Below are 23786 nucleotides of genomic sequence, written 5' to 3' on the forward strand. Positions count from 1 at the left end.
GCGGGCAGCGACGGAAAGAGGGTGGCCGCAGCTCGCTCGCGCATTGGAAACGCTGCATTACGAACGCCGACATTGGTCGGCGGCGGGTTTCGTCGTACACTGCCCGCATCTGCTTATTTTCATTTTTTTGCGATTTCGCGCAGCCCGATGACATCCGACCATGCACTGAACGGCAGGCAGCGCGCACTGCTGGACCGCGTTGCCCGAGATGGCTTCGCGACCATCGACGACCTCGCGACGCACTTTCAGGTCACGCCGCAAACTATTCGACGCGACGTCAACTGGCTATCCGATCAGAACCTGTTGCGCCGCTATCACGGCGGCGCGAGCGCGCTGACGAGTTCCGAGAACGCCGCCTATACCGCGCGCCAGCAAATGTTTCTCGATGAAAAGCGGCGCATCGCGAAGCGCGTCGCCTCGGAGATTCCCAATAACGCGACGCTCTTCATCAACCTCGGCACGACGACCGAGGAAGTGGCGCGCGCGCTGCGCGAGCACACGGGTCTGCGCGTCATCACGAACAATCTGAACGTGGCGAGCATTCTCGCGGACGAATCCGATGCCGAGCTGATGGTCGCGGGCGGCAAGGTGCGCGCGCGCGACAAGGGCGTCGTGGGCGAGCAGGCCGTCGACTTCATCCGGATGTTCAAGGTGGACTTCGGGATCATCGGCATTTCGAGCATCGAGGAAGACGGCACGCTGAGGGACTTCGATATCGCGGAAGTGCGCGTGGCGCAGGCGATCATCGAGCAGTCGCGCACGGTGTTTCTCGTCGCGGATCATTCGAAGTTCGGCCGCGCCGCGCTCGTGAAGCTCGGGCATCTCGATCAGATCGACGCACTCTTCACCGATGCCCCGCCGCCCGAATGGATCGCCGAAAGCCTCGCCGCCGCCGACATCGCGGTGCATGTCGCGGACTAGGCTTGCGTGATCGGGCTGCCGTCCTTGTGGACGAAACGGCCATCGGCGTTGGCGCTCATCATGTCGATATCGGAGCAGGTCGTGAGATCGTCGTACACGCGGCTGCCGACTTCGAGATACACCGCGATCTCATTCGAACGATTCACCATGTGATGACCGTTGCCCGTGCCCTTCGGAAACGCCGCGCAATCGCCCGCGCGCAAGATCGTTTCGCCTTCGTCTTCGATCAATACCAGCTCGCCTGAAAGCACATAAACGAACTCGTCTTCATGCGAATGCGAGTGACGCTGGCTCGACCAGCCGCTTGGCGGCAAACGCATCAGATTCACGCCGAAATCGCTGAGCCCGGCGGCATTGCCGAGGCGCTGACGAATGCGCTCGGCGCAGGGCGCATCGAAGGGCGCTGGAAATCCCGAACCCTTTATCTCCGGCAGGGTGTCGATGTCGATCTTCGGCATGGCAGGCTCTCGTCGTTCAGATCATCGCGATCAGCAACTCTTCGGCATTGCGCGGCGGACGCAGTCCATCGGTTCTGTCCGCAAAGTAGCGTTGCGTCAGATCGTCCGCCGAAACATGGCGCGCGTCGCTGAAACCGGCATCGCGTGCCAGCGTCTGAATCTGCGCCGGCGTGAAGAAGCTGATGAACGGCGTGCCGCTCGCGCGCGCGCCCTTCTCCGCCATTTCCAGGCCCGGACGCACTTCCGGGTCCGCAAGCTCCAGCGGCAACAGGAAGGTCATCGCGAAGATCGATCCCGGCGCGAATCCCGCGACTTCGCGCAACGTGGCTGCGTTCGCTTCCTTCGTGAGATACATGCTGACGCCGGTCGATACAACGATCACGGGCCTGCTTTCATCGAAGCCGTTGTCGACGAGCCTCTCGTGCCACGATTCGCCCGCTTCGAAATCGACGGGCACGAAGCGCAGCCAGTCCGGCACGCCGTGGCCGAGCTCGATCAGACGCCGGCGCTTCCATGCTTGCGGGCCCGGCGGATCGACTTCGAACATCTTCAGACGCGAGGCAATCTCGGGCTTGCGTTGCGCGAAGCTGTCGAGACCCGCGCCCAGGATCACATATTGCGCGACACCGCGATCGACGTGTTCGACAACGAGATCTTCGATGAACCGCGCCCGCCCGACGATCGATGCGCGAAAGGGCCGCGTGAATTGCGGATTCATGTCGCCGCGTTCGCGCCAGTTCGCATCGGGCGAGAGCAAGTCGAGTCCGATGGTGTCGTCGAGCACATGCGGCGGCGCATCGGCCTGAACATGCAGTGCGCGCCACATCGCGACGCGCGCGGCGGTGCTGTCCGGCGCCGCGTTCGTGTTGTCGTTCATGATTCAGCGTTCAAAAGTCATGACTGTCGCACATTTCGTCCGCATCGACGCGGCCACTACAATCGGGTACTTCCGCTGTATCGAACGAGCACGAGGACGCGAACATGGCGCAAGCGCCGCACATCGACGGGCAGAAAGACAGCAGCACGCAAAACGAAAATCGCTGGCTCACGACCGGCGGCCCGATCCTCTTTCTGCTGCTCTGGTCCGCGGGCTTTCCGATTGCGAAAACCGGCCTGCACTACGCTTCGCCGCTGACCTTTCTCGCGATACGGTTTGCGTTGAGCGTCGGCGTGCTGCTCGCCGTATGCGTCATGAGACGTCCGCAATGGCCGAGCAACGCGCGCGCGTGGCTGCATCTGGGCGTCGTCGGCTTTCTCGTGCAGGTGATGTACTTCGGACTCAGCTATCTGTCGATGACCGCGGGCATCGCGACATCCGTGCTCGCGCTGATCGTGTCCTTGCAGCCGATTCTCGTCGGCGTGCTCGCGCCGAAGTTCGTCGGCGAGCGCATCGGCACGCGACGCTGGATCGGCTTGCTGCTCGGCCTCGCGGGCGCGGCGGGCGTGATCATCGCGCGTGGACCGCTGCATGCGGAATCGCTCGGGCCGGTGTTGCTCGCGATCGGCGCGCTCATCGGCATCACGGGCGCGATGCTCTATGAAAAGCGCCTGGGCACGGCGCAAGATCCGCTGACATCGAATCTCGTGCAATACAGCGTCGGCTTCGTGTTCTGTGCGCCGATGGCGTTCTTCTTCGAACACACGCCGGTGCAATGGACGCCCACGTTCATCGCGACGCTCGCGTATCTCGTGATCGGCAATTCGCTGATCGCGATCACGCTGCTGCTCGCGATGACGCGCGCGGGCAAGGTATCGCACGTGGCGTCGCTGTTCTTCTTCGTGCCGCCCGCCGCTGCCGTGCTGTCCTACTTTTTTCTCGGCGAAGTGCTGCCGGCCGCCGCATGGTGGGCGATGGGCGTCGCGGTGCTCGGCGTCGCCATCGCCACGTGGAAGCCGCGCAAATAGCGGCTAATGCGAATGTTTCGGCACATCCGCGCCACGGCATCCGACGAGGAAGTCGAAGTCGCAACCTTCATCGGCCTGAAGAACGTGCTCCACGTATAGCTTGCGATATCCCGCGCGGTCTTCGGGAATCTCGCGCTTCGCCGCGGTCCACGCATCGAGGCGCGTGCGGATTTCATCGTCGCCGATGTCGATGCGCAGCACGCCGTTATCGCAATCGAGTTCGATCCAGTCGCCATCGCGCACGATCGCAAGCGGCCCGCCCGCGCGCGCTTCGGGCGCGACATGCAGCACCACCGTGCCATACGCCGTGCCGCTCATGCGCGCATCCGACACGCGCACCATGTCCGTCACACCTTGCGCGAGCAGCTTCGGCGGCAGGCCCATGTTGCCGACTTCCGCCATGCCCGGATAACCCTTCGGTCCGCAGTTCTTCATCACGAGCACGGAATCCGCCGTGACATCGAGATCGGGATCGACGATACGGCGCTTGTAATCGTCGAAGTCCTCGAACACGACAGCGCGGCCGCGATGCTTCAACAACGCGGCCGTCGCCGCCGACGGCTTCAGCACCGCGCCATTCGGCGCGAGATTGCCGCGCAGCACGCACAAACCGCCATCGGCGACGAGCGGCTTGTCGATCGGGCGAATCACTTCGTCGTTGTAGAGCGGCGCGTCCTTCACGTTTTCCCACAGCGTGCGGCCGTTTGCGGTGAGCGCATCCGGATGCGGAATCAGCTTTGCTTCGCCAAGACGCCGCAGCACGGCAGGCAGGCCGCCCGCGTAATAAAACTCTTCCATCAGGAAGCGCCCGGAAGGCTGCAGGTCGACAAGCGTCGGCGTGCCACGACCGATGCGCGTCCAGTCGTCGAGTTCGAGCTTCACGCCGATACGACCCGCGATCGCTTTCAAATGAATCGCCGCGTTCGTCGATCCACCGATGGCTGCGTTCGCGCGAATCGCGTTCTCGAACGCCTCGCGCGTAAGCAGCTTCGAGAGACGCAAGTCTTCGAGCGCCATCTCGACGATACGCATGCCCGACAGATGCGCGAGCACATATCGACGCGAATCGACGGCGGGAATCGCCGCGTTGTGCGGCAGCGTGACGCCGAGCGATTCGGCCATGCACGCCATCGTCGATGCGGTGCCCATCGTGTTGCAGGTCCCCGTCGAGCGCGACATGCCCGCTTCCGCCGACATGAACTCGTGAATCGAAATCTTGCCCGCCTTCACTTGCTCGCTGAGTTGCCATACGACCGTGCCCGAGCCGATATCGCGCCCGTGGTGCTTGCCGTTCAGCATCGGGCCGCCGGAGACGACGATCGCGGGCACATCGCAGCTCGCCGCGCCCATCAGCAACGCGGGCGTCGTCTTGTCGCAGCCGACGAGCAGCACGACTGCATCGACGGGATTGCCGCGTATCGCCTCCTCGACGTCCATGCTCGCGAGATTGCGCGTGAACATGGCGGTGGGCCGCAGGTTCGACTCGCCGTTGGAAAACACCGGAAACTCGACGGGGAATCCGCCCGCTTCGAACACGCCGCGCTTCACATGCTCGGCAAGCTTGCGAAAGTGCGAATTGCATGGCGTTAGTTCGGACCACGTATTACATATGCCGATGATCGGCTTGCCCGCGAACTCGTGATCCGGAATGCCCTGGTTTTTCATCCAACTCCGGTACATGAATCCGTTTTTGTCGGCGGTGCCGAACCACGCTGCCGAACGGAGCTTCGCTTTTGGGGCGCTCATGGTTTTGCTCACTTCGTGAGAAAGACCTATAAATAGCATGACTATATGCGGGGCACGTACCGGGAAAACGCTAATCGAAACGTTAAAACACTCTGCATATAGTTTGTCTATTGAAGTCAGCGCGCGGGCTTCGCAGATCCCAATTACTAGTCAAAACGCCGCGCTTTCGAATCGCCCTCTCGCACACTGCTCGCATCGTCATCCGTAGCACTTCGTTCTTTCATTCATGAAAGCCGCATGCGAATGACGTGCCGTGAAACCCAGTATCTGAACGTGATCGACGATGAGTCGACCCATCGACCAACGAAGAAGAGACGGAGGAAGACATGGCGCAGAATCGGGATGACGACGCAAACGACAGCAAGCTCATCAGTGCGGGCCGGCGCGGCATCATGCAGGGCGCGGGACTCGGTGCGGCGCTGTCGCTCCTGGGCGGCGTGACCGGTGGCGGCGGCCTGATCTCGACCGCGCAGGCGGCCGAAGCGGCGTTTCCGCAGCACAAGAAGTGGAAGATCGTATTCGTCAATCATGTGACGACAAATCCGTTCTTCGTGCCGACGCAATACGGCATTCAGGACGCGTGCGCCATGTTCGGCATGGACTATCAATGGACCGGCTCGGCCACGTCCGATGCAGGCGAAATGGTGCGCGCGGTGAATTCCGCGATCGCTGCGAAAGCCGATGCCATCGCCGTGCCGATCGTCGATCCGAACGCATTCGACAAGCCGATTCAAGCCGCGCTCGACGCCGGCATTCCCGTATTCGCTTACAACGCCGACGCGCCGCGCGGCAAGACGAATCCGCGGCTCGCGTATATCGGCCAGGATCTGTATCTGTCGGGCTATCAGATGGGCGAGCGCATCGCGAGTCTCATCGACAGCGGCATGGTCGCGCTCTTCATCGCGACGCCGGGACAGTTGAACATCCAGCCGCGTCTGGACGGCGCGAGCGACGCCATCAAGAAGTCTGGCAAGAAGATCGACATTCAGACCGTCGCGACGGGCGCGACCGTCAACGAAGAACTGTCGAAGATCAAGTCGTTCTATCTCGGCCATCAGGACCTGAAAGGCATGTTCGCCGTCGATGCCGGCAGCACGCAAGGCGTCGCGCAAGTGATGAAGGAATCGAACCTGCCTTCTAAGGGCGTGCACGGCGGCGGCTTCGATCTGTTGCCGCAAACCATCCAGCTCATTCACGAAGGCTTCCTCGATTTCACCATCGACCAGCAGCCGTACGTGCAGGGCTTCTATACGGTGATGGAGGCGTTCGTGTTCCTCGCGTCGGGCGGGCTCGTCGGGCCGGCGAACATCAACACCGGTCTCAAGTTCGTGACGAAGGACACGGTCGAGCCGTACCTCAACACATCGACGCGTTATGAAGGCAAGACCACCAAGCCGCAAATCGTGCCGATGAAAGGCGCGATCAAGTCCTGATGAATACAGTGAACGAACCTCGTAAAGCAACGACGTCCGCGCGGATCAGCAGTCCGCGCGGTGCGTGGGCGTCGCATTGGGCGCCCGAGTTGCGCATCCTGCTCGTGGCCGTGCTGCTCGCGGCCTACTTCCAGTTCGTCAATCACGACTTCCTGTTCAGCAACGCGAGTCTCGTCAATCTCTCCCAGTATGTCGCGCCGGTCGCCATCATCGCGTTCGGCGAGATCATGCTGATGATCGGCGGCGACATCGATCTCTCGGCGGGCATGGTGTTCGCGTTCGCACCATTCATGATGGTGTTCGCGAACGATGCAGGCGCGCCGATGTGGCTCGCGGTGATCGCGGGGCTCGTCGCCGCGGCGATCATCGGCTTCGTGAACGGTGCGGTGACGGTCTTTCTGCGCCTGCCTTCGTTCGTGACGACGCTCGGCACGTTGTTCCTCATCAACGGCATCACGCTGACCGTTTCGCGCGGCACGCCCGCCGCGACACCGGGCTCGCCCGGGTTCGCCGCCGTGATGGGCGCGTGGGGCTATAGCGAGATCATCTGGACCGTGGCGATTGCGTTCGTCATGCATGTGCTGTTGCGGCATACGCGCTGGGGTCTGCATACGCAGGCGGCGGGCGCGAACGCGATCGGCGCGAGCGAGGCGGGCATTCACGTGAACCGGCTGCGGCTCGGCAATTTCGTGCTGGCCGCCGTGCTCGCGGGCTTCACGGGCATCCTCGAAAGCTTTCGCATCACGTCGATCGATCCGCAAGCGGGCGGCAATCAGATCATGTTCCTCGCGGTGGCCGCAGCGGTGATCGGCGGTACGCCTTTGACGGGCGGCTCGGGCACGATCGTCGGCGGTCTGCTCGGCGCGGCGGTGCTCGGCATTCTGAGCGATGGCTTTACGCTCATCGGCATCAACGCGTTCACGTTCAACATCATTCTCGGGGCCGCGATTCTTGCCGCGATGATCTTCAATATCCACGTCGGGCGCATTCGCCGCAAAGGAGCACGGTGATGGCAGAACCGCAAACGGCTCCTGTCGCGCACGGCGATCTGGCACTGCGCGGCGACACACTCGTCAAGCGTTTCGGTGCAGTGACCGCGCTCGACGGCGTGTCGCTCACGCTCGGCAAAGGCGAGATTCTCGGCATTCTCGGCGACAATGGCGCGGGCAAATCGACGCTCGTGAAGATCCTCACTGGCTTTCATCAGCAGACGAGCGGCACATTGCAAGTGCATGGCGAGGAGACGCTGCTCAAGTCCGTCGATCATGCGCGCTCGCTCGGCATTGAATGCGTGTATCAGGATCTTGCGCTCGCGAACTCGTTGTCGATCTATCACAACATGTTCCTCAATCGCGAGATCGTGCGGCGCGGTCCTGGCCGCGTGTTGCGTCTCGTCGATCACAAGCAGATGCGCGAGCGCGCGGCGCATCTGCTCGAAGATATCGGCGTGCATGTACCTTCCGTCGATCTTCCCGTCGAGCGGCTATCGGGCGGTCAGCGTCAGGCGATCGCGGTCGCGCGCGCGGTGCATTCGAATGCGAAGATCCTGCTGCTCGACGAGCCGCTCGCCGCGATGGGCGCACGCGAGGCCGCACTCATCATCGATCTCGTGATGCGCCTGAAGGAAAATGGCGGCCTCTCGATCATCATGATCATGCACAACTATGCGCAGACGCTCGACATCGCGGATCGCATCATGTTGATGCAGCGCGGCCGCGTGACCTACGAGCAGAGGAGCGCGAACACGTCGGTCGCGGAGCTGATGGATATCGTGAGGCGGGAATATCGGGCGATGCGCGCGACGACCGCTCAATAGCCGTCGTTCGAGCCGCTCATGGATTACCGCAACCCCAGGCAACGCAAGAGCATGCACGGACGCATCGTGCAGGAGCTCGGCATGCGGATCGTGAGCGGACGCATTGCGCCCGGCGAGCGTCTGCCCGCCGAGCCCACGCTCTGCGAAAACTATGGCGTGAGCCGTCCGGTGCTGCGCGAAGCAACGCGCGTGCTCGTCGCAAAGGGGCTCGTCGTATCGAAGCCGCGCGTGGGCAGCGTCGTGCGCGCGCGCGACGAATGGCACATGCTCGATCCCGATGTGCTCGTGTGGACCATCAGTCATCTTCCCGAAGGCGAGTTCTTCCGCTCGCTGATGACGGTGCGTCAGATCATCGAGCCTGCCGCCGCCGCGCTCGCGGCGATTTCCGCGACGGATGAGGACATTGCGCGAATCGGCGCCGCGTATGAGCGCATGGAAGGCGCGCAAACCGCCGCCGATCTGCTCGATCCCGACCTCGAGTTTCATCGCGCGATCATGTCGGCGACGCACAACGACATGCTCGCGTATATCGGCAACATGCTCTCGCTTGCGCTCAGTGAATCGATCAAGCTGACGAGCCGTCATCCGAACACGCACGCGCTGTCGCTGCCGCGTCACAAGGCGATCTTCACCGCGATCTCGAACCGCGATGCGCTGGCGGCACGTCAGGCGAGCGTCGTGCAGCTCGACAATGCACGCGCCGACGCCACGTCGATTCTCGGCGGTGCAGCGCTCGAACCGGACCGGCCGCTCTCAGGGTAAATATTGCTGCTTCGGCGCGTCGCAACGTCCGCCTCGGACGAAATTCGTTCAAGTCGCGTCTCTCCCTGCCGTAAACCCTATTAAGACCGGCTTCGACGCGGTCTTCTCTTAGCTTTCTGCTTCCGGCAGTCCCACTGTTCCTGCGTCCGACGCGGGATGAACGTCCGTCATCGGTCCGTCCGCGTTCGTCCGGACGACTCGTAACGCGCTCGCCTACTTCGTGGACATGGATGTCAGCCATTTAGTAGTGCATATAGACATGACGAACTTCGTTTTTTCCGGCATGCCGGCTCTCCGCTTCATCCGATGCAAGGCCGTTACGCTCGCAGCCGCCGCAAGTGTGCTGCTTGCCGCGTGCGGCGGCGGCGGTGGCGGCAGCGGCGACAACACCGCTTCATCCACGAACGCCACGGGGAGCGGCAACACATCCGCGTCTGCCGTGAACGTTCCGGCAGCGGATATTCCCGCTTCGGACACAGGAACGACGAAGCTCACGACGAGCCCGCCTTCCGTCAATAGCACGGTGAATACGCCTTCGACGAACACGGACAACGCAGCCGCAAGCGCGCCCATTGCCGCGTCCACTCCGGACAGCACGGGCGATGCCGGCAATACCGGCACCACCACGCCGCCGCAATCCGCGCGCCTCTTCTACGGCGTGAACGGCCACAACAACGAAGGCGGCGCCTACGATACATCCAGCGCCGCGCTGCAGCTTTCGCAATTGCAGGATCTCGGCGCGAAGCTCTATCGAAACGAGGTCTATAGCCAGGGCACCGCGAACAAGCTCGCGGGCATCGCCGACATCATCGCGGCCGGCGGCGTCACCGTGTATCCGGTGATCCTCATGGACATCGCGAATCTCATCAACGAAACGGACGGCTATAACGCCGGTTTCGCGCTCGGGCAACAGACGGCGAGTTCGCGTCGCTACCCGTACTACGAGGTCACGAACGAGATGGAAGCCACGCTGCTTCTCGGCAATGTCGATGGCGTTCTTCCGTCACAGTACGATCTCACCAAGTTCAGGATTTTGCGCGGCGTCATTCGCGGGATGATCGCGGGCATCAAGTCGGTCGATACGGCGGGCAAGATCATCATGGGCGGCGGCACATGGCTGCACTATGGATTCCAGCAGATGCTCGCGGCGGGCATGGAGCCGGACGGCAGTCTCGGGCATCCGGTCGTCGACTGGGACATCACCGCGTGGCATTGGTACTCAGATCAGAACGACATCACGCATGCGTGCGGCGGCACCGGCTGTCATAACGTGCTCGCGGCGCTCAAGGCGCTGGGCAAACCGATCTGGATCAACGAGTTCGGCGTGCGCCCGAACTACGGCACGGATCAGGCAATCGCAGCGTATCTCGTCGGCGACCAGATGATGGCGCAGTTCATCGCGCTTGCATCGACATACGATATCGAATCGATCCAGAGCTATGAGCTCTACGACGATCCGGCCACCCTGCAAGGCGGTGGCGCGTACGGCTTGCTGCAGAACGACGGCCACACGCAGAAGCCTGCCTACGCCGCGTTCAAGAACTTCGTCGCAGCGCATCCTATGTGATGCTTTCGTCCTCGATCATCACACGGCCATGATCGATGCGAATGGGAATGCGCCTGAGGCTCGCGCCGAGACACGGCCCATCGACACATACGCCGTCTTCGAAGCGAAACATCGCGCTATGATGAGCGCACATCAGCAGCCCGCCTTCGTAGGTCCAGAACGCGTCGGGCTCGTAGTTGAGCGGTATCGAGAAATGCGGGCAGACGTTGCGATACGCCCAGGCTTCGCCGCCGCGTCGGAGCACGAGCACCGAAGGCGCAGCTTCGAGACCGCCGCCATCGGGTATGTCGTGAAGCGCGCAGATATCGTTCGACGCCGGCTGGCTCACGCTCGCTCCCGCGGAATCAGCACGAAATCGCGCGCGGCGTCGTAGCCTTCCTTGACCGCCACATACTCGATGACGAGCGAAGCCTTCACGCCGAACACCGCATCGGAGTTCACGGAAGGATCATCGGACGAATAGAGCGCGGTCGTCAGCGACTCGTAGCCGGGCGCGTCGATGCGAAAGTGAATGTGCGCGGGGCGCATCGGATGACGGCCCGTTGCGACGAGCATCTGACCGACGGGACCATCGGTTGGAATCGGATAGCTCGTCGGCTTGATCGAATGAAATGCGTATGCGCCGTCCGCGTGCGTGCGAAAACGACCGCGCAAATTGCCTTCCGGCTGATCCGGGTCTTGTCCTTCATACATACCGTTCGGCGCCGTCTGCCACACTTCGATGAGCGCATCGGCAACGGGCTTGCCCTCAACATCGCGGACCGTGCCATGAAAGAACACCGGCTCGCCATCGCTTTGCGCGATGTTCGCGCCGAACGCGGATTCCTTCACGCCATCGCGATAGAACGGGCCGAGCAGACTGCTCTCGGTCGCGGCATCGTCGTGATGCTGGTTGATGTCATCGAGCACGATCGAAAGACCCAGCGTATCCGATAGCAGAATGAACTCCTGCCGGATGCCGTCGCATTTCTTGCCGGTGGCAGTCAGAAACTCGATGCCCTTTCGCCATTCGTCGTGCGTGAGGTTCACTTCGCGCGCGAACGCGTGCAGGTGACGCACGAGCGCGATCACGATCTCTTTCGTGCGCGCATCGGCGCATTGGCCGAAAGATTCCGTGACGGACTGCGTGAGGGATTCGTTCATGGCTGTCGTCCTTCGTATGCCGCTTCGATCAACGCACGCAGCGGCGCGCGTTCCACCGGTCGCGAATTCCAGTACGGGCTTTTCATCGCGATATCGACGGCGATATCGATATCGCTCTCTTTCATGCCGATGTCCTTCAGCGCAGTCGGCGCGCCGTTCATGTGCGCGAGTTCGAACGCGCCTTGTGCCGCGTCGTCCGAGCCTATTGCGCGTGCGATGCGCTTCATCGCTTCGGGCGCGGCATCGCGGTTATAGGCGAGCGCGTGCGGCAACACGATGGTATGCGTCTCCGCATGCGGCAGATTGAACGTGCCGCCGAGCGTATGACACAGCTTGTGATGCAGCGACATGCCGACACTGCCGAGCACCGCGCCGCACAACCACGCACCGTAGAGACAATCGCTTCGCGCTTCGAGATCGCCGGGCTTCGCGACGACTTTGCCGATGCCTTGCGCCAGCGCACGAATGCCCTCTTCGGCCATCAGACTCACGACGGGATTCGCGTCCTGCGCGTACAGCCCTTCGGCCGCGTGTGCGATCGCGTTGATGCCGCTCGTCACCGAAAGCGACGCGGGCAGCGACACCGTGAGTTGCGGATCGTAGATCACCGCTTTCGGCAGCACGCGCATGTCGCGGCCGGTCTTCTTCAAACCCGCTTCGGTGAGGCCGTAGATCGGCGTCATCTCCGAACCTGCGTAAGTGGTCGGCACGGCGAGTATCGGCAGCGACGATGTCAACGCAATCGCCTTGCCGAGTCCCGTTGTCGAACCGCCGCCGATCGCGATCGCGCAATCCGCGCCGATACGCTCCGCATATTCGCGCGCCTCACGCGCCGTTTCGACGGGCACGTGCATCACCGCTTGCGCGAACACGCCCGCCGCACGATGTCCGATGCGTTCGGCAAGCGCTTCGGCCTGATCGCGCTGCGGCGGTGTCGAGAGAATGAGCGCGCGTCGTGCGCCCAGCAGTTCGATCTCGCGCTCGAGATGTTCGATGCTTCCCGCACCGAACACCACGCGCGACGGCATGCCTTGATAAACGAACGATTGCATGATTTCGGATGCGCTCAACGTGTTCAACGTGGATAGTAAGGCGGAATGTTGGCGTCGACATTCACCCACACCGACTTCGCCTGAGTATATTCGCGCATCACTTCGAAGCCCATCTCGCGTCCATATCCGCTCGCGCCCACGCCACCGAAGGGCGATCCCGGACTCACGCGCTTGTAGCAGTTGATCCACACCATGCCGCTCTTCAGTTGCCGCGCGAAGAGATGTGCGCGTTGCAGATCGCGCGTCCAGAGTCCCGCGCCGAGGCCGTATTCGGTGCCGTTGGCGATAGCGAGCCCTTCTTCATCCGACTTGAACGTGCTGACGGTCACGAACGGGCCGAACACTTCTTCCTGCGCGACGCGATCCGTCGGCTTCGCCTGCACGATGGTCGGCTCGACATAGCATCCGTTCGCGAGCGCGGCGGCGTCCGGCGACTTGCCGCCCGCGAGCACGCGCCCGCCTTGCTCGCGCGCGATATCGACATACGACAGCACGCGATCACGATGCATCTGCGATGTGAGCGGCCCCATTTCCGTCGACGGATCGAGCGGATCGCCGATGCGGATCGACCGCGCGAGCGACGTGAAGCGTTCGAGCAGATCATCCGCGATGGATTCGTGCACGATCAGACGCGATGCCGCAATGCATGCCTGCCCCTGATTATGGAAGATGCCGAACGCGGAGCCTTGCACGACGGCATCGAGATTCGCATCGGCGAATACGACGTTCGCGCCCTTGCCGCCGAGTTCGAGTTGCACCTTCTTCAGATTGCCGCTCGATGCCTGCACGATCTTGCGGCCCACTGCCGTCGATCCGGTGAACGCGACCTTGCCGATCTCCGGATGCTCCGCGATGTATTGACCCGCGACGTGACCCAAGCCCGGCAACACGTTCACGACGCCCGCCGGAAAGCCGACTTCAGCCATCAGCTGGGCAATCGCGAGACTCGACAACGGCGTGAGTTCCGCTGGCTTCATCACGACACAATTGCCCGCCGCGAGCGCGGGCGCCATCTTCCAGCTCGTGAACATCAGCGGAAAATTCCACGGCACCACTTGTCCGACGATACCCACCGGCTCGCGCGTCAGATAGTTGAGAAAGCCCGCTTCGACTGGAATCACCGAGCCTTCGAACTTGTCGGCCATGCCGCCGAAATAGCGGAACGTCGCAGCGGTGCGCGGCACGTCGAGATTGCGCGTATCGCGGATCGGGTGGCCCGTGTCCATCGATTCGAGGCGCGCGAGTTCGTCGGCGTTGGCTTCGATCGCATCGGCGAGTTTCAGCAGCAGGCGTCCGCGATCCGCCGCCGCCATCGCGCTCCACGCCGGGAACGCTTTCTTTGCAGCTTGAACCGCGCGGTCGACGTCCTCGCGGCCAGCCATCGCGACTTGCGCGATCTCGCTGTTGTCGTGCGGATTCAGGGTCGCGAGCGTTGCGCCGGAAAGCGCGGGCACGAAGCGGCCATCGATGAAGAGTTGCGTTTGCATGTCTTGCTCGTATCGAAGATTGAAGACGAAGCGTTTCCCGCGACGCCTTTTTTCAAGGCGCCGTCGTGAGGCATCGGAACGTGAAGGGCTTAGAACGCGACCGGATACGGCGGCAGTTCGCCGCTTTCATAGCGCTTGGGCAGATCGGGCGTTGCGTTCTCCCACACGAGCAGCATCGAGCGCTTCTGCGAATAGCCCTTGTGACGGATGTCGGCGGGCATCGCGGCGATATCGCCGGCGTTCATCGTGATGCGCGCGCGCGGCTCGCCCGTGTCCTTGTCGGCGACATCCCAGATGATCTGATCCGACAATTGCAGGAACCACTCGACGCGATCGTTGCCATGAAAGACCGGCAGCACGAATTCCTCGGTCGTCGGGCAAAAGAGACTTTGCTTGCACACGGACGTGACCGACGGATTCCACGTCACGTCCGAGCGCGAGAGATACTTGAAGAGGCTGAACGCGTGCAATTGCCCTTCGAATCCAGGCTCGGCGTGAATTTCCGGCTCGTCCTGCGATACATCCGCGAACTGTCGATTCACGGGGAAGTCATCGCGCAACGGCGAATCGCCTTCGAGGCCCGGCATGCGCTTCGTCGCGATGCGCGTGCGATCGATCGCGGCGATATTGTCGCCATGCTTCGCGCCGAATGCCGAGCCGGTTTCCTCGGGCGCCGCGAACGGATCGAAGCCTTCGTTGACCCAGTCCTTCAGGATCGCCTTGAAGGTCGCCATGATGATCGGCGTTTCAAACTGCTGCGTGTAGTCGACGCCTGCGTCGCGGAAGCTCGCGTTATATGCGCCGGCATACATGTCGACCTTGCCGTAGTGATTGCGCGTGCCGATCACTTCGTCGAAATTGACCCAGCCGTAGAAGAAGCCCCATGCAACATCGCGCATCATCGCGCGCAGGAAGTCGTCGGCATGCATCTGATGCGAGCGCGTCTGTCCCTGCGCCGGCCACTTCACGGTGACGAAATACGCGTCGCGGCTGAATTCGAAATCGCCGAGCTTGAACGTGCGATAGCCGGTGGTCGCATCGGGGTCGGTCGCGACGACGCTTTGCAGAAAGACGGTTTGATCCATGATGCTGTGCTCCGAAAGATGAGAGTTGGGATTCACTGAATGCAGATGTCGGCCCACTTCTCGACCGATTCGGCGCCAGCAATCGTCTGCACGAGCAGCACGCCGGTCTTTCTCGCTTCGAAGCGGTACGCCGCGCCCGCAGGCAGCAGCGCCTGATGACCGCGACGCAAGCGCACGAAGCCCATCTTCTGGCCCGAAGGCTCGCCTTCGAGCTTCACGGTGCCTTCGGTGTCGGCGTTCACGAGCGCACCATCGGAAGGCTTGATGAAGTGCACATCGATTTCGCCATCGAGCGCGACGACGAACTCATCGTGCGATGCCGTGAACCACGGCGACACGCCTTCCGCGCGCAGCGTTTCGATCACGTACTTGAGGTTCTTGCCGACGACCACTTTTTCATACGGTGCGGAGTGGCTCGCCACTTCGAACACGTTGGACATCACGTAATGCGAGGCTTGCCCCTTGATGATTTCGATGCTGCCTTTGCGATAGCTGTCGAGGCTGCCGAGTTGGGTCTGTTGCATGTCTGTCTCCATGTCTGCGTTCACGTTCGCGGTGTCGCGGTGGAATCAAGATTAGGGCTGCGCGCGCCGCGAGGCAATGAATCGAGGTTCGCGTTTGCCGAACGATGCGTGCTCGATCGCAACCCTAGGGAAAGTACTTACTTTTGCGCATTTTTCTCCGCGAGCCACGGGTAACGCTGCGTGTCCGCGCCTTCGTAGTCGGGGTCGAGATAGATGAAGCAGCGCTGGATCTTGAAGTCGCGAATTTCGAAGACATCGGTCCAGCGGCCCGCGTGCGTGACGCCCGCGCGCCAGTCGACGCCGCCTTGCGTCGTGCCGTGGCTCGTGCCTTCGACGACTACCGTATCGCCCTGCTGAATCACGTTCAGATACGCGAGATCGTGCTTGAACTTCGCGACGATCGAGCCGAGATCCGCGAAGAGCCTCTCGAAGGCCGCGCGGCCTGTCGCGATGCCCCACTTGGGAAAATAGACTTCGGCGTTGTCGTCGAAGAGATCGAAAAATGCTGCGCCGCGATCGAGCCTGCGCAGATATTCCAGCGCGATGATCTTGCGCTGTTCGTCGGTCATGGTGATGGGGTTCATGCTCTCGTCTCCTGATGTGGGTTCAATGCAGCGTGCGCAGATAAGCAATGATCTTTTGCCGCCGAGCTTCGTCGCCTTCGAAATAGGTCATCGCGTTGCCGGGCGCGACGGATTGCGTGTCGGTGAGCCAGGCGTCGAGCAGCTTTTCGTCCCAGACCTTGCCCGACGCGGCCGCCTTCATGCCCGCCGAATACTTGAAGCCCGGCTCCGATGCCATCGGCTTGCCGATAATCCCGAAGAGATTCGGTCCTTGCCCGTTCGGCTCGCCTTTGCCGAAGGTGTGGCACACGGCGCAGTTGTTCGTCGTGAGCTTCTTGCCGATTGCGACAGGGTCTTGTTGCGCATGGCCCGTCGTGCTTGCGAGCGCGAGTATCGCAATTAAGTTCGTTATCCGAATCATGATTGACCTCCATTGGCGGACTGCGCGGCGCGGTACGCGAACGCGATGATCGGCCCGAGCGTGCCGCCGCCCGCCCAGTATGCGCGCGCGGACGCCGACGCCACGCAATTGCCTACGCCGTACAAGCCCTTGATCGGCTCGCCGCGCGTATCGAGCACCTGCCCGTGCGAATTGGTTTTCGGGCCGCCTTTGGTATCGAGATTGCCCGCGACGATCAGCGCCGCGTAGTACGGCCCTTTCGCTGCGAGCGGATACATCGTCTCGTTCTTCTGATCCGCTTTCTTCGATACCGGCCCGTTGAACAGCTTCTCGACGATGCGCTCGCCGCGATGAAAGTCCTGATCCACGCCGGCCTTCGCGAAGCCGTTGAAGCGTTTGATCGTCGCGTCGAGATTGCGCACGAAATCGTCCGAGAGATCGGCGCCGCCGAGCGCGCTCTTGTACTTCGCCATGCGCTCGCGGATCGCGCTTGCCAGTTCCGCGAGCGTATTGCCGCGCAACATGTGCCGATCATTCGATCCCTTCGGCACGATGAGGCTGCCGTAGTCGTCGCTCGCGCAATGGTCCTGTGCCTGCTGATCCCAGATCGAAATGAGTGTGAGGTTCGGATACTCGCCCTTCGCGCCGTCCCATTGCGAGAACGTCGCGCAGACCTCGTTGTACGCGAGCTTTTCGTTGACGACGCGCTTGCCGTACTTGTTCACGTAGAGCATCGAGTCGCCGGTCGGCGTGAAGATGCCGGAGAGGGAGCCGTCCTTCGCGATAGCCTTGTCGAGCGAGATCGGCGCCATCCACGAATAGTTCATGTTGCGCAATTGAACGTCGAGCGCGCTGGAGATGCGCACGAAGTCGCCTTCGTTGGTCGGCGCTGCACAGCCGCCATAGACCGCGCCGTGCAGGAAGTTCTTGCGCAATTCCGGATCGTGCGTGAAGCCGCCGGTCGCGAAGATCACCGCCTTCTTCGCGCGCACGCGATACAGCGTGCCCTCTTCCGTCAGCGATTCGACGCCGATCACCGCGCCCGATTCATCGACGAGCACTTTCTGCACGCGATAACCCGTCTTGATGTCGATGCCATCGCGCCGTGCCGCCGCGCTCATCGTGCGGATCGCGACGCGCCCGCCATCGGACATGCTCGGCAAGCCGTCCTTCGGGAACAGCACGCGACCGCGCGGCGCCTTGTCTTCGGGAAGCTCGGCCCAGTAATCCGGCACCGCGCCTTCATGCCGGTACGGCAGCGCGCCCTTGCTCGCGAGCAACTCCGCCGCCGGCGATGCGCTGTCGTAGATCGCCTCGCACATCTCGTACTCCCAGTCGGACAGACCGAGCTTCGGCAGCGACGGATCGTATTGCTCGGGCCGCGACAGTCGCGCGACATAGCGCATGTAATCGGGCTTCGGATCGGCGATGCCCGCGCGACGCATCGGCTCGTTGTTCGGAACCCAGTACCAGAAAGCCGCTTTCGCCGCCGTGCCGCCGACGCTGCCCGCCTTCTCCAGTATCGCCACGCGGTTTCCCAGCCAGCGCGAAAATAGCGCGCACGGCAGACCGCCGCCGCCACCGCCGCATACGACGACGTCGTATTCCGCGTCGAATTTCACATCGCTCGCGGCACGCGCCGTCAAGGACACCGCGCCGAACGCGGCGGCCGCAGTGCCGGCGCCCGCCGCCTTGATGAAGGTACGCCGCGATGCGGCAGGAAGCTTGTTCGTCTCACTCATGTTCGTCTCCGTCGTTTTGAATGTGCTCACCAGTAGTGCCACGCCTGCACGAGAATCCCGTTGGTAAGCGTGGTGTTGCGCCCCGAAACCGAGTGCTGGTACTGGATGGAAAGCTGGTCGTACATCTTCTGGTGCAGGAATGGCAGGCTGTTCGGCTTGAACTGGAACAACACGCCGAGTCCTACGGTCGTTTCGCGGCTCGCGCTGTTCGCGACCGGTATCGATGCGGTCTGATTGAACGTTCCGCCGCTCGTCTGGTAATCGAGGCCGACGAAAGGAATCGCGAAGGGACTGTCGGGCGGCGAGATGCTGTAACCGACGCGCAGATTCAGATGGAATGTGTTGCCCGGACTCAGATCGTCCTGACCCGAGCGCAATGTGCGTCCGCGCAGAATGCCGCCAAGCAGAAGATCGACGTTAAGGTGTCCGTACCAGTCGTCATAGAAGACGGAAGGCCAGAAGGACCACGTATTCGTCGATACCGCATTCTGCCCGACAGGCACTTGCACGTACGCCTGGAAACCGAGCGTCGTCGCGGGCGCGGGGTTGTACCAGACGAGCCCGCCGACGAGCGGATCGCCGATGCCGCTCGCCGAGAACTGCGAGCCTTGCGTGCGGATCGCGGGCAGCGTGATGCTCGCGTTGAAGCCGACATGCGGCAGCGACGGCACCTTCCAGTAATGGATGAACGTCGACAGTCCGACGAACGTATTCGTGCCCGGTCCCGCGACCTGATTGCCGTGCGAATCGAAAGCGCGGTTGTCGTGATTCCACTCGAGGTTCTGGCCGAAGGAATCGTAAGTGCCTTCGAAGTCGCTGCTGAACTGCCAGGTTTGCGGGCGATCGGTCGCGAAAGGAATGCCCGAGGCGTGAGCCATCGAACACGTTGCGCCCAGCATGGCGAGCGCGAATGCGTGACGTCGTCGTATCGTTTGTTTCGGGTGCCGCGTGTGCATCGTCGTCTCCGGTCGTTCGTGTCGTATGGGCGAACGTTAAGAGAGACACGGCGCGCGGGTCTTTCAGGTTTTGCGGATGACAGAATCCGGGCGCATTGCCCGCGAATACGGGTTAATACCGAGGCCAAAGCACGCACGCAGCGTTCGCGAATGGCGACCCATCGTGCGTGCAGGGGTTTCGTGCGCGCATCTATACTCGCGTGAACAGCGGCATCCGATGCTCCGGTACCAAGCCGCGCAGACAATGGAGACACGATCATGAGCGCCACCGCCGCGCCCGCCCGGATCGACCGCTTCAGCGCGGTTGCCGGCGTCCCCGGGCTCGAATACTGCATCTCGGGTCCGCGCCCTTATTCGCTGGAACTGAGCAATTCGTCGGACATGATCTGCCTTCTGCTCGGCACGATCGTCTCCGACACGCGCTACGACGACGGCCCCGCCGCGCCTTTCACGTTTCGCGCGGAAACGGCCGCGTATCATCCGCGCGGCGGCAGCATGCGCATCGATGCCCACGACGTGCGGCATGGCTTCATCGCGTTTCGATATGCGGACGCGTTCGTGAGCCGCATCGCCGATCGCAACGCGGAACCGTTGCGCCGCGCGGGCAGCCGCAGCAATCTCGACGCCGATTCGATCCGTCATCTCGTGCGCTATGCGCGTCAGAAGGCGCAACGCGAAGCGAACAAGGTCGATCCGTGGGAGATGCAATGCGTCGCGACGCTCGCGTGGATCGAAACGACGCGCCATCTCGAACGCACGACGCGCGAGCGCAAATCCGCGCTGACGGACGCCGGTTTCGCGACGCTCGAAGCCTATGTCGCCGACAACATCGACCAGAGCCTTTCGTGCGCGGATATCGCCGCGGAACTCGCTCTGCCCGTGCGCGCCGTCTTCGATGGCGTGAAGGCACGCACGGGTCATTCGCTCTATCGTTACGTGCTGGAGAAGCGCATCGGCGCCGCGGCGCGCATGCTGCGTTCGGACGACGCACCGCTCGCCGATGTCGCCGCCGCGTGCGGATTCTCATCGCAGCAACACATGACCGCGCTCTTTTCCGAACGGCTCGGCACGACACCGCTGCGCTATCGCAACGGTGCGGTCTGACGCGCGAGAACGCACGAATCAGGAGGAAACATGGACCTGTTCATGTCGATGGAGGCCTTCGTTCGCGCAGCCGAAGCGCAGAGTTTCGCGAGCGCGGCGCGGCAACTCGGTGTGGCGAAGTCGGTGGTCACGTCGCGCGTGAAGCAACTGGAAGAGCACTTCGGCGTTGCGCTATTTCATCGCTCGACGCGCGCGGTGCGTCTCTCCGAAGTCGGCGAGTCTTACTATCAGGATTGCCTGATGCTCGTCGCGAAAGTCAACGAGTTGTCCGGACGCGCGATTCCCGAAACGCAATCGCTCTGCGGCACGCTCAATGTTCATGTGCTGCCGGGCTTCGCGCTCGGGCATTTCTCGCAGGCGCTGATCGCGTTTCGCGAGGCGCATCCGCGCATCGAGTTCGTCGTGACGGTGAACGATCGCGTCATCGATCCCGTGCAGGAAGGATTCGATCTCGCGTTGCAGATCTATCCGCCCGCATCGAATCTGCTCGTTGAACGCAAGCTTTTTCCGGTGCGCGGCGTGTTGTGCGCGACGCCCGCGTATCTCAAGGAAGAGCCTGCCATCGAAACGCCGCTCGATCTGCTGCGCCACGATTTCGCACGCTATGCGCACTATCCGTGGGGCGACAACTGGCCGCTCATGAAGGGCAACGAGTGTTATGAAATCGCACTCAACGCCGTGCTGAAGACCAACAGCGTGCATCTGCTGCTCGAATTCGCGCGTGCGGGCGCGGGCGTCGTCTATCTTCCGACGATGGTCGCCGCGAGCGATCTGCTCGAGCGTCGCCTTGTGCGCGTGCTCCCCGATTATGCAGCGCCGCCGTTGTGGCTGTCCGCCGTGTATCCGACTTCGCATCGTTCGACGACCAAGGTGAAGGCGTTCGTCGATTTTCTGCGCGAACGTTATCTGAGCGAGCCGCAATGGGACAAGGCGCTCGGCATATCGCCACCCGACGACGAAGAGCGCAACGTCGATGAAGAACTCGGCGACGTGTAATCGCCGCTACAGAACGTAGAGCCACGCGAGCAAGGTGACGATTGAAAAGAGCGTGGACATCGAAATGACTGCGCCGACGACGGCCTTCTCGACGTCGTATTCCGAAGCCAGCACGTAAGCACTTTTCGCGGTCGGCACAGCGGCGCAGACGACTGCCGCGATGGTCGCGTCATGACCGAGTCCCGCCGCGAGGCTCAGCGCATACACGACGAGCGGTACGACTGCGAGCTTTATAACGGTCAGTAGTGCATATATATTTACGCGTCCGCGCAACTCATCGAGCGTCAGGTCGAGGCCGATTGCGAAGAGCGCGCATGGCGTGAGCGCTTCGCCGAGTATCGTGAGAAACGACGCCACCGGCGCCGGCAACGTGAATCCCGCCACTGACCACAGCAGTCCGCAAATCGTCGCGAGAATGACGGGATTGGTCGCGATCTGGCGCATGAGCGCGATCACGTCGATCTTGCGCGATGCATCCAGCCGGCCGATCTCGATCAACACGACGAGCACCGGAAACATGATCGCGCCGACGAACACCGTTGCGACCGCCGCCGCGAGCACGCCGGGCTTGCCGTAGAGCGTCTTCAGGACCGGCAGCGCGACGAAGCCGGTGTTGGTCATCGCGACGGCGGCAGCGAGCATCGCGGCCGATGCGAGACTCGCGCCCCGCGCGATTCGCGCGACGAGCAACACGGCCGCGAAACAGATCATCGAGCCGCCGCCGAACGCGGCGAGAAAGCGCCATTCGAGCAGCGAACGAAGCGATTCGTCGGCGATGGTCAGAAAGACGAGCGCGGGCATCGCGACGTAGTAGGCGAAGCGCATCAGCGACGGCGCCAGCGCGTGCGGCATATAGCCCGACACGCGCGCGATCCATCCGGTCAGGATGATGGCAAAGATCGGGAGAATCATGCCTGCAAGATGCATGGGCGGCTCCGATATCGATGCTGCGCACGGGCGCGGCACGCCCGTTTCCGAATGCGCATCATTATCGGAGAAAATCGTCGCGCGACGCCCGATCTTGCGCAGCCGCGCGATGAACGCCGCTAGCGCGCGCCGAGCAGCGCGCGCGCTTCGTCGCTCGACAGCACACCGCGTCCTTCGCGATTCGCCGCGCTCGCCGCATAGACTTCCTTGCGTGCATGCGTGATGCCGAGCGGCGCGAAGCCATTGGCCGGATTGAACGCGAGCCGGTCGACGCGCGCTTCGTCGTCGGCGGACGGCGGCGCATCGAGTTCGAGTTCACCGATCATCACCATGTCCGACTTCCATGCAACGGATGCATCGTTCACGGGCGTCGTTGCTTCATCGACGAAGAATTGCACGCCGAGCTGCCACTTGACCGGGCCTTGCTCCAGACGATTGAAAATATCGGCGCGCAGATAATTGTCGCCGTGGCGCTCGGCGTTCGTTCCCTCGGGCGTCGACGGATGCGGATGCAGCGAGTATTTGACCGCCGCCTGCCCCAGTTGCACGACCGATCCCCAATAATGCTCCGTCGCCACGCTGGCGACGTGATGCACTCTCGTTTCCTTGAAGAGGATCGCCAGAATCCGCGCGCCTTCGACTGGTCCGAGCCTGGCCATCATCATCTCGCGAAAGCCCTGCGCGATGCCGCTCACCGTTCCCTCGGCCAGCAGCGCGGCGATGATATCGGCGACCGCCATGAACTGCGCCGCGTCGCGGGCGTGCGAGCGGCCGCCTTCGTTCGTCATCAGCAGATCGGTTTCGACGCCCTCCTTCGTGAAGAACTTGAGCGCGATGCCGCGAACGTCGGGCGCCGTATCGGGCTGCGGAGACGGTTGCCCGTTGGAAATGCGACACGCGACGCGGTACGTCGCGCGGCCGCCAGCGAACGGGCCGAACCGTGCAGCCTCTGGAATATACTTAGCAATCCGAATCGTTCCCAATGCGCCGAGCAGTTGCTTCTGATGTTGCGCGCGATCGATCTCTCCGTTCAGGCCCGTGTGTCTGCTGGCGGCGAGCTTCTTCTGCTGCGCGCCGATTGCCGCGACGAGCATCGCGAGCGTAGCTGCATCGTCGAGCTTGTCGGACCAGCCGGTGCCGTCGCTGACTGATTGATTGGAGTTCACCATTAACCTCCGTTCGCGCTTCGAGTGACAGCG

Annotated in this window: 24 protein-coding genes; 9 read left to right on the top strand and 15 right to left on the bottom strand. The window is 62.5% G+C overall.

Annotation, left to right across the window (positions count from 1 at the left end):
* Positions 1 to 147: 147 nt before the first annotated feature.
* Positions 148 to 921: a DeoR/GlpR family DNA-binding transcription regulator gene (locus AWB76_RS18695; RefSeq protein ID WP_061161626.1), complete on the top strand. Its 774-nt coding sequence runs from the start codon at positions 148 to 150 to the stop codon at positions 919 to 921.
* Here the strand turns inward: AWB76_RS18695 and AWB76_RS18700 are convergent.
* Both AWB76_RS18700 and AWB76_RS18705 read right to left on the bottom strand, forming a co-directional pair.
* On the bottom strand, positions 918 to 1379 hold the full coding sequence (locus AWB76_RS18700) for a cupin domain-containing protein (RefSeq protein WP_061161627.1): 462 nt from the start codon (positions 1377 to 1379) through the stop codon (positions 918 to 920). The two genes, AWB76_RS18695 and AWB76_RS18700, sit on opposite strands and share 4 nt — an antisense overlap.
* A 16-nt stretch (positions 1380 to 1395) precedes the next feature.
* Positions 1396 to 2256 carry a class I SAM-dependent methyltransferase gene (locus AWB76_RS18705; RefSeq protein ID WP_061161628.1) on the bottom strand — a complete coding sequence of 287 codons (861 nt, stop codon included), beginning with the start codon at positions 2254 to 2256 and terminating at the stop codon, positions 1396 to 1398.
* Positions 2257 to 2360: 104 nt separating this feature from the next.
* On the opposite strand from AWB76_RS18705, the gene AWB76_RS18710 reads away from it, so the two are divergent.
* A complete protein-coding gene (locus AWB76_RS18710) occupies positions 2361 to 3284 on the top strand; it encodes a DMT family transporter (protein WP_061161629.1) in 924 nt (307 codons plus the stop codon).
* 3 nt (positions 3285 to 3287) lie between these two features.
* On the opposite strand, the gene AWB76_RS18715 is transcribed toward AWB76_RS18710, so the two are convergent.
* Positions 3288 to 5030 carry an IlvD/Edd family dehydratase gene (locus AWB76_RS18715; RefSeq protein WP_061161630.1) on the bottom strand — a complete coding sequence of 581 codons (1743 nt, stop codon included), beginning with the start codon at positions 5028 to 5030 and terminating at the stop codon, positions 3288 to 3290.
* 326 nt (positions 5031 to 5356) lie between these two features.
* Between AWB76_RS18715 and AWB76_RS18720 the strand changes: the two genes are divergently transcribed.
* The 5 genes from AWB76_RS18720 to AWB76_RS18740 all read left to right on the top strand — a co-directional run bounded on the left by AWB76_RS18720 (position 5357) and on the right by AWB76_RS18740 (position 10608).
* Complete coding sequence (locus AWB76_RS18720) at positions 5357 to 6463, top strand: sugar ABC transporter substrate-binding protein (protein WP_061161631.1); 1107 nt, start codon at positions 5357 to 5359, stop codon at positions 6461 to 6463.
* Positions 6463 to 7473: an ABC transporter permease gene (locus tag AWB76_RS18725; protein ID WP_061161632.1), complete on the top strand. Its 1011-nt coding sequence runs from the start codon at positions 6463 to 6465 to the stop codon at positions 7471 to 7473. The genes AWB76_RS18720 and AWB76_RS18725 overlap by 1 nt, the downstream gene beginning before the upstream one ends.
* Positions 7473 to 8279 (top strand): ATP-binding cassette domain-containing protein, encoded by an 807-nt coding sequence (locus tag AWB76_RS18730; protein WP_061161633.1) that lies wholly within the window; start codon positions 7473 to 7475, stop codon positions 8277 to 8279. Before AWB76_RS18725 ends, AWB76_RS18730 begins: the two co-directional genes overlap by 1 nt.
* 18 nt (positions 8280 to 8297) lie before the next feature.
* Positions 8298 to 9041, top strand: a complete 744-nt coding sequence (locus AWB76_RS18735) for a FadR/GntR family transcriptional regulator (RefSeq protein WP_061161634.1) — start codon at positions 8298 to 8300, stop codon at positions 9039 to 9041.
* A gap of 259 nt (positions 9042 to 9300) precedes the next feature.
* Positions 9301 to 10608 (top strand): hypothetical protein, encoded by a 1308-nt coding sequence (locus AWB76_RS18740; RefSeq protein WP_244173397.1) that lies wholly within the window; start codon positions 9301 to 9303, stop codon positions 10606 to 10608.
* On the opposite strand, the gene AWB76_RS18745 is transcribed toward AWB76_RS18740, so the two are convergent.
* The 10 genes from AWB76_RS18745 to AWB76_RS18790 all read right to left on the bottom strand — a co-directional run bounded on the left by AWB76_RS18745 (position 10601) and on the right by AWB76_RS18790 (position 19482).
* On the bottom strand, positions 10601 to 10936 hold the full coding sequence (locus AWB76_RS18745) for a Rieske (2Fe-2S) protein (protein ID WP_061161635.1): 336 nt from the start codon (positions 10934 to 10936) through the stop codon (positions 10601 to 10603). The genes AWB76_RS18740 and AWB76_RS18745 overlap by 8 nt on opposite strands.
* Complete coding sequence (locus AWB76_RS18750; RefSeq protein WP_061161636.1) at positions 10933 to 11751, bottom strand: intradiol ring-cleavage dioxygenase; 819 nt, start codon at positions 11749 to 11751, stop codon at positions 10933 to 10935. Before AWB76_RS18750 ends, AWB76_RS18745 begins: the two co-directional genes overlap by 4 nt.
* On the bottom strand, positions 11748 to 12803 hold the full coding sequence (locus AWB76_RS18755) for a maleylacetate reductase (protein ID WP_061161723.1): 1056 nt from the start codon (positions 12801 to 12803) through the stop codon (positions 11748 to 11750). The genes AWB76_RS18750 and AWB76_RS18755 overlap by 4 nt, the downstream gene beginning before the upstream one ends.
* Positions 12804 to 12826: 23 nt before the next feature.
* Complete coding sequence (locus AWB76_RS18760) at positions 12827 to 14290, bottom strand: aldehyde dehydrogenase family protein (protein ID WP_061161637.1); 1464 nt, start codon at positions 14288 to 14290, stop codon at positions 12827 to 12829.
* 89 nt (positions 14291 to 14379) lie between these two features.
* On the bottom strand, positions 14380 to 15375 hold the full coding sequence (locus tag AWB76_RS18765) for a hypothetical protein (RefSeq protein WP_061161638.1): 996 nt from the start codon (positions 15373 to 15375) through the stop codon (positions 14380 to 14382).
* A 32-nt stretch (positions 15376 to 15407) separates the two neighbouring features.
* Positions 15408 to 15899 carry a cupin domain-containing protein gene (locus tag AWB76_RS18770; RefSeq protein WP_061161725.1) on the bottom strand — a complete coding sequence of 164 codons (492 nt, stop codon included), beginning with the start codon at positions 15897 to 15899 and terminating at the stop codon, positions 15408 to 15410.
* A 137-nt stretch (positions 15900 to 16036) separates the two neighbouring features.
* Positions 16037 to 16483: a nuclear transport factor 2 family protein gene (locus AWB76_RS18775; protein WP_061161639.1), complete on the bottom strand. Its 447-nt coding sequence runs from the start codon at positions 16481 to 16483 to the stop codon at positions 16037 to 16039.
* Positions 16484 to 16505: 22 nt separating this feature from the next.
* Complete coding sequence (locus AWB76_RS18780; RefSeq protein ID WP_061161640.1) at positions 16506 to 16883, bottom strand: c-type cytochrome; 378 nt, start codon at positions 16881 to 16883, stop codon at positions 16506 to 16508.
* Entirely contained in the window at positions 16880 to 18604 is a 1725-nt protein-coding gene (locus tag AWB76_RS18785) for an FAD-dependent oxidoreductase (protein ID WP_061161726.1), read from the bottom strand. The genes AWB76_RS18780 and AWB76_RS18785 overlap by 4 nt, the downstream gene beginning before the upstream one ends.
* Before the next feature lie 26 nt (positions 18605 to 18630).
* Positions 18631 to 19482: a transporter gene (locus AWB76_RS18790; RefSeq protein WP_082864467.1), complete on the bottom strand. Its 852-nt coding sequence runs from the start codon at positions 19480 to 19482 to the stop codon at positions 18631 to 18633.
* A gap of 336 nt (positions 19483 to 19818) precedes the next feature.
* Here AWB76_RS18790 and AWB76_RS18795 point away from each other — a divergent pair, with 336 nt between their 5' ends.
* Together AWB76_RS18795 and AWB76_RS18800 are read left to right on the top strand one after the other, a co-directional pair.
* Positions 19819 to 20664 (top strand): AraC family transcriptional regulator, encoded by an 846-nt coding sequence (locus AWB76_RS18795; RefSeq protein ID WP_061161642.1) that lies wholly within the window; start codon positions 19819 to 19821, stop codon positions 20662 to 20664.
* Positions 20665 to 20694: 30 nt separating this feature from the next.
* Positions 20695 to 21660: a LysR family transcriptional regulator gene (locus AWB76_RS18800; protein WP_061161643.1), complete on the top strand. Its 966-nt coding sequence runs from the start codon at positions 20695 to 20697 to the stop codon at positions 21658 to 21660.
* Positions 21661 to 21666: 6 nt separating this feature from the next.
* Here AWB76_RS18800 and AWB76_RS18805 read toward each other — a convergent pair whose 3' ends face one another.
* Both AWB76_RS18805 and AWB76_RS18810 read right to left on the bottom strand, forming a co-directional pair.
* A complete protein-coding gene (locus AWB76_RS18805) occupies positions 21667 to 22587 on the bottom strand; it encodes an AEC family transporter (protein WP_061161644.1) in 921 nt (306 codons plus the stop codon).
* A gap of 119 nt (positions 22588 to 22706) precedes the next feature.
* A complete protein-coding gene (locus AWB76_RS18810; RefSeq protein WP_061161645.1) occupies positions 22707 to 23756 on the bottom strand; it encodes a catalase in 1050 nt (349 codons plus the stop codon).
* Positions 23757 to 23786: the final 30 nt, after the last annotated feature.

The organism is Caballeronia temeraria, from assembly GCF_001544795.2.
In the GTDB taxonomy this organism is placed as follows: Bacteria; Pseudomonadota; Gammaproteobacteria; order Burkholderiales; family Burkholderiaceae; genus Caballeronia; species Caballeronia temeraria.